The organism is Saccharothrix sp. ST-888 (genome assembly GCF_000955975.1).
In the GTDB taxonomy this organism is placed as follows: Bacteria; Actinomycetota; Actinomycetes; order Streptomycetales; family Streptomycetaceae; genus Kitasatospora.
Window position 1 is genome coordinate 1 of sequence record NZ_JYJF01000204.1, and the last position, 4,754, is coordinate 4,754.

General features: G+C 75.6%; 2 protein-coding genes. Both read right to left on the reverse strand.

Features of this window, described 5'->3' with window-relative positions; genetic code table 11:
* A partial coding sequence (locus tag UK12_RS31835) for a beta-ketoacyl synthase N-terminal-like domain-containing protein (protein WP_442973907.1) occupies window positions 1-648 on the reverse strand: 648 nt, incomplete at its 3' end.
* The coding region (locus UK12_RS31840) for a type I polyketide synthase (RefSeq protein ID WP_045306691.1) at window positions 645-4,754 on the reverse strand (4,110 nt) is incomplete at its 5' end. The genes UK12_RS31840 and UK12_RS31835, both read right to left, overlap by 4 nt.

Genomic DNA, 4,754 nt, shown 5'->3' on the forward strand with positions numbered 1-4,754 from the left:
CAGGTGCAACGCCACCAGCGAGGACGAACACGCCGTGTCCACCGTCACCGCGGGCCCCTCGAACCCGAACGTGTAGGCCACCCGGCCGGACGCCACGCTGGGCAGGCTGCCGATCATCAGCTGGCCCTCGTAGCCGCCGGTGTCCTGCCCCAGCCGTGACGCGTAGTCGCCGTACATCACGCCGGCGAAGACTCCGGTGCGGCTGCCGCGCAGCGCGGACGGGGCGATGCCCGCGCGCTCCAGCGCCTCCCAGGACGCCTGGAGCAGCAGCCGCTGCTGCGGATCGGTCGCCGCCGCCTCGCGCGGCGACATCCCGAAGAACCCCGCGTCGAACTCCGCCGCGTCGTACAGGAACCCGCCGTGGCGGGTGTAGCTCGTGCCGGACCGGTCCGGGTCGGGGTCGTACAGTCCTTCGAGGTCCCACCCGCGGTCGGTCGGGAACCCGGACACCGCGTCCACGCCCTCGACCGCCAGCCGGAACAGCTCCTCAGGCGAGCCGGCACCACCGGGGTAGCGGCAGGCCATGCCCACGATCGCAACCGGCTCCGTGGTCGCCGACTCCGCTTCCGTCAGCTTGCGGCGGGTCTGACGCAGTTCACCGGTGACCCGCTTCAGGTAGTCGAGCAGCTTCTCGTCGCTCATCGTCAGGGCCTTCCAAGCTCATCGTCGATCAAGGCAAAGAGTTCGTCGGCGCTCGCCTCGGCGAGCTCCTGGTCGGGTACCGGCCCGGTCGCGTCCGGCTCGGCGGTCAGGGTGGCCAGCAGCGCCCAGAGCCGGGCGGTGACGGCCGGGCGCTGGTCGTCGCCGACGGCGGTCACGCTCGCCTCCAACCGGTCCAGCTCCGCCAGGACCGGGGGCTCGCTCGCGGGCTCGGGCTCCTCCGGGGCGAGTCGCTCCAGCAGGTGCCGGGCCAGCGCGGCCGGACTCGGATGGTCGAAGGTCACCGTGGCAGCCAGGGTGAGGCCGGTGCGGGTGCCCAGCCGGTTGCGCAGCTGAAGGGCGGTCAGCGAGTCGAAGCCCAGTTCCGTGAAGCCCCGCTCGGGCGGCACGTCATCCGGTCCGGACCGGCCCAGCGCGGACGCGATCTCGGTGCGGACCAACTGCCGTACGGTCCGCTCCCGGTCGTGGTCGGCCATGGTGAGCAGCCGCTCGCGCAGCGGCTCGGTGCCCTGCCGGGCCCGGCCGCCCGGCTCGCCCGGGCCGGCCGGGGCGCGGACCAGCCCGCGCAGCAACGCGGGCGGCTCGGCGTCGCCCGCTCCGGACGGGTCCACCCCGGTCGGCACCAGGTGGGCCCGGTCCGCCGCGAGTCCGAGGTCGAGCAGGGCCAGGCCCTCGTCGGTGGGGAGCGGTCGCAGGCCCAGGGCGGCGATCCGCCGCCGGTCGGCTTCGCCGAGCCCGCCGGTCAGGCCGGTGCTCTGCTCCCAGAGCCCCCAGCCCAGGGCGACCGCGGGCAGCCCTGCCCGGTGCCGCCGGTGGGCCAGCGCGTCCAGGAACGCGTTCGCCGCCGCGTAGTTGGCCTGTCCGGCCAGGCCGACCGTGGCCGAGACGGAGGAGAACAGCACGAAGGCCGACAGGTCGAGCCCGCGGGTGGCCTCGTGCAGGTGCCAGGCCGCGTCCACCTTCGCCGCCAGGACCGCGTGCAGCCGCGGCGGCGTGAGCGACCGCACCGCGCCGTCGTCCAGCACCCCGGCCGCGTGCACCACGGCCCGCAGCGGCGCCGACTCGGGCACGGCCGCGAGGACCTCCGCCAGCCCGGCCCGGTCGGTGACGTCGCACGCGACCACCCGGACCAGGGCGCCCGCCGCGGTCAGTTCCGCCACCAGCTCGCTCGCACCGGCGGCGGCCGGACCGCTGCGGCTGACCAGCAGCAGGTGCCGGGCACCGTGCTCGGCCACCAGGTGCCGGGCGACCGTGGCGCCCAGTCCGCCGGTCCCGCCGGTGATCAGCACGGTCCCGTCGGGGTCGACCGGAGGTCGGCCCGGGTCGGGGGCGGGGACACCGGCACGGGCCAGACGGGGAACCAGCAGCCGGTCCCCGCGCAGGGCGACCTGCGGCTCGCCGGTCGCCAGGGCGCGGGCCAGCTGCTCACCGGTCGGCTCACCGGTGCCCTCGGAGTCCACCAGCACGATCCGGTCGGGGTGTTCGGTCTGGGCCGACCGGAGCAGTCCCCAGACGGTGGCGGCGGCGAGGTCGAGATCCGCGTCCGTCGTCACGGCCACCGCCCGCCGGGTGGTGACCACCAGCCGGGACACGTCGTCCTGGTGTTCGCCCAGCCACTGCTGGACGTCGTGCAGCACCGTCTCCGCGGTCCGGTGCACGGCCTCCGGTACGTCGCCCGGCGCGGGCTCGACCGCGATCACGGCGCTCCCGGCGGCCGGCTCGGCCGGCCTGCCGTGCGCGGCGGCTTCACGCCACTCGACCTGGAACAGCTTGGGGTCGAAGCGCCGGGCGTCCAGCGGGCGCAGGGTCAGTGACTCGACCGACAGCACCTCGGCACCACTGCCGTCGGCGACGGCCAGCGAGGCCCGGTGCTCGCCCGCCGGGCTGATCCGGACCCGCAGCCGGGACCCGGCCGCGCGCACGGACCGCACACCGGCCCAGGAGAACGGCACCAGCGGGCCAGGACCCGCTTCCAGCACCAGCGGGTGGAGCGCCGCGTCCAGCAGCGCCGGGTGTACGGTGAACGATCCCGCCTCGCCCGGCAGCGCCATCTCGGCGAGCAGGTCGCCGCCGTGCTGCCAGACCCGGCGCAGGTTCCGGAACTGCGGCCCGTACTCCAGGCCGAGTTCGGCGAGCCGGTCGTACCAGCCGGTCAGGTCCACCGGCGTGGCCCCGGGCGGTGGCCACTCGGTCAGGTCGAACCCGGGCCCCTCGGGCCCGGTCTCGCTCACCCGTCCGGTGGCGTAGAGCCGCCACGCCGGGTCGGCACCGTCGCGCTCCCGGCCGTGGATGCGGAACTCGCGCCGGCCGGCCCCGTCCACCGGCCCGGCCCTGAGCTGCACCTCGACCTCGCCCTGTGCGGGCAGCACCAGCGGGGTCTGCAGGGTGAGTTCGTCCACCGTGCCGCCGAGGGTCAGGGCCATCTCCAGCAGCGCGGTCCCCGGCACCACGACCTGGCCGAGCACTCGGTGGTCGGCCAGCCAGGGCCGTGCGGGCAGCGACAGCCGCTCCGCCAGGACGGTGCCGTCGCCGTCCGCGAGTTCCACGGCGTGCACCAGCAGGGGCCGGTCCGGTCCGGCGTCCGCCCAGTAGCGCTGGTGCCGGAAGGCGTACGTCGGCAGGTCGGTCCGGCGCGCGCCGGCGCCGGCGAAGGCCTGGCGCCACTCCACCGCGACACCGCTGGTCCACACCTGGGCCACCGAGGTCAACAGGCGTTCCGGGCCGCCGTCCTGACGCCGCAGCGTCTCCGAGACCGTCACGGGTGCCGTCGGCGCGCCGGAATCCAGGATCTCCTGGAGCGCCATGGTGAGCACCGGGTGGGAGCTGACCTCGATGAACGTGTCGTGGCCCTGCTCGGCCAGCGCCCGCACCGCGGCGTGGAAGTGCACGGTCTGCCGCAGGTTCCGGTACCAGTAGCGCGCGTCCACCAGCCCGTCGCCCAGCCAGTCCCGCTCCACGGTCGAGAAGAACGGCACCCGGGCGGGCACCGGCCGGAGATCCGCGAGCACCGAGTCCAGCCGCTCCTCGATGCGTTCCACGTGCGAGGTGTGCGAGGCGTAGTCCACCGGGATCCGGCGTGCCCGGACCCCCTCGGCCTCGCACGCGGCGAGGAGTTCCTCCAGCGCCTGCGGATCGCCGGCGACCACCGTGGCGGACGGGCCGTTGAGCGCCGCGACCTCCAGCCGCCCCTGCCACGGCGCCACCCGGGACTCCGCCTCCGCCGCCGGCAGGGCCAGCGACACCATCCCGCCGAGACCGGCCAGTTCCTTGGCGATCGCCTGCGAGCGCAGGGCCACCACCCGGGCACCGTCCTCCAGCGACAGCGCACCGGACACGCAGGCCGCGGCGATCTCGCCCTGCGAATGACCCAGGACCGCCGCGGGCTCGACGCCGTACGAGCGCCACACCGCGGCGAGCGAGACCATCACGGCCCAGGAGGCGGGCTGCACGACGTCCACCCGCTCCAGGGTCGGCTCGCCCGGCAGCTGCCGCAGCACGCCCAGCAGGTCCCAGTCCACGAACTCGGCCAGCGCCTCCGCGCACTCGGCGATGCGCTCGGCGAACAGCGGTGAGGAGTCCAGGAGTTCGACGGCCATCCCGGCCCACTGCGAGCCCTGGCCGGGGAAGACGAAGACCACCTTGCCGCCACCCGGCCGGGCCGCCCCCTGGACCGGCCCCGGATCCTCCGACCCCTGGGCCAGCACGTCCAGCCCGGCCAGCAGTTCCTCCGGGTCCGCGGCCAGGACCACGGCGCGGTGCTCGAACTCGGACCGCGAGGTCACCGAGGCGAAGCCGAGGTCCACCGGGCCCTCCTCGGGCCGGGACTCCACCCACTCCAGCAGCCGGGCCGCCTGGGCCCGCAGGGCCTCCTCGGACGCACCCGACAGCACCACCGGCACCACCGGCGAACCCACCGCCGCCACCGGCTCGACCGGTTCCTCCTCGTCCACCTGCTCCAGGATCACGTGCGCATTCGTCCCGCTGATCCCGAAGGAGGAGACGCCGGCCCGGCGCGGCCGGTCGGACCGCGGCCACGCCCGCTGCTCGGTCAGCAACTCCACCGCCCCCGCCGACCAGTCCACATGACGCGACGG